Raw genomic sequence first — 1,674 nt, forward strand, 5'->3', positions numbered from 1 at the left:
ACACCTTCACCAGCGACGGCACCGACATGACGGCGGCCAAGGTGTGGACCAGCACGGGCTCGTTCAGCTGGTCCGCCAGCAAGCTGACCTCGGGCTCGGTCACCCAGCCGCCGAGCACCCGGTCGAGGGCCTCGCGGAACAGCCGGGCCCCCACCACGTGCAGCTCCGGCAGCCCCTGGGCCCCGCTGGAGAAGAGGATCTTGCCGAAGGGGGCCAGCTCCAGGATCTCCGCGAGGACGGTCGCGGCGCGCGCCCCGGTGCGCAGGAGCGCGGCGCCCGAGTCGGCGTACACATGCGGGAAGACACCGGCGAGGTGGGCGGCGTGCCGGTGGTACGGGTAGCCGTGCAGCAGGACCAGGTCCGTGCCCATGCCCGCGGTCGCCCGTACGAAGTCCGTGAGCAGCACCGGGTCCGTACGGTCGATGCGCGGCCCCGGCGGGCCGAGCCCGGCGTGCAGTTGCAGGGGCAGTCCGGAGGCGACCGCGATCCACAGCGCGTGGCGCAGCAGCACCGGGTCGGTCAGCTCCCCGCCCACCCGGCGTCGGGCCAGCCAGCGGCCGGCCGCGCCGCGCACCTCGCCCGGTCCGGGCGGTTCGGGGGCGAGGGCCAGGCCGTGCCGGACACCCGCGACCGAGGTGAAGGCGACGGCCTGCGCGGCGGCGCCGTGCACCGCCTCGGCGAGGTTGGCGAGGAAGGCCTCCACGGTGCCCGAGGTGTCGGCGACCTGTTCGGCGAGGAGTTCCAGACGCACGATCTCGTGCGCGTTCGCGTCCCCGGCGGAGGCCATCTCCGGCGGGCCGGTCAGGTCGCCGGGCAGCCCGGTGTCGACGAGGTACGTCGTGATGCCGCTGCCGCGCAGCAGCCGGCGGCCCGTCTCCGGTACGCCGAGTTCACGACGCCGGGCGAGATAGCGGGCGGGCGGGCAGTGCGGTTCCAGGCCGAGCAGCGGGGGACACCAGCGGCGTACCGCGAATCCGGTCTGGGTGTCGAAGAGGGTGGTGCCCGGCGCGGGCGGGCCCTCGGTACGGGCCAGCTGGGCCTCGAAGGTGCCGAGGCCCAGCTCCGTTCTCAGCACGCCGTGGCAGTACTGGTCCACGAGGGACGGCGTTTCGATCATCCGGGCTCCCCGCGGCTGGACCGTGTCCCGGGGCCGCTTCCGCCGCGGCCCCTACGCTCCTAACGGGTGAAACCGGCCTCAGGTGTTGGTCCCGCACACCCCGTGCGAAACGTCCGCCGCCCGCGGGCCCGTCCGACGGGTCAGCCGTTGCTCGGGCCGCCGAGCTGGATGCCGGCCATCCGCGTCCATTCGTACGGTCCGGTCTTCACCTTCGCGGCGAACTCGCCGTCGAAGGCCTCGTGCACCGTGATCCCGGACTTCTCCACGGCCTTCTCCGCGATCGCGCAGGAGGGCGCCACCAGGTCGCCCCAGCCGCCGTCCTCGCCGACGAGCACGATCCTCGCGCCGCGCTCCCCGATGTACGCCACCTGGCCCTCGGCGCCGCCGTGCTCCTTGGAGAAGGCGGTGATCCGCTTGGCGAGCTTGGCCGCGGTGCGCTCGGCCTTCGCGGCCTGCTTGGCGTCGGTGCCCTCGTCAACCTGCTTCGTTTCTGCCATGGCCAGGATGCTACCGACGGGTAGATCAAACGGCGACGGGCGGGGTGCGTGGCTTTGACC

The 1,674-nt window shown here is 73.7% G+C and carries 2 protein-coding genes; both read right to left on the reverse strand.

Annotation, left to right across the window (positions count from 1 at the left end):
• The coding region (locus ABT085_RS46225) for an amidohydrolase family protein (protein ID WP_351623211.1) at positions 1–1,117 on the reverse strand (1,117 nt) is incomplete at its 3' end.
• Between the two features lie 140 nt (positions 1,118–1,257).
• Positions 1,258–1,614, reverse strand: a complete 357-nt coding sequence (locus ABT085_RS46230; RefSeq protein WP_351623213.1) for a hypothetical protein — start codon at positions 1,612–1,614, stop codon at positions 1,258–1,260.
• Between the last annotated feature and the right edge of the window lie 60 nt (positions 1,615–1,674).

This window comes from Streptomyces sp. NPDC002265 (assembly GCF_040296125.1).
Lineage (GTDB): Bacteria > Actinomycetota > Actinomycetes > Streptomycetales > Streptomycetaceae > Streptomyces.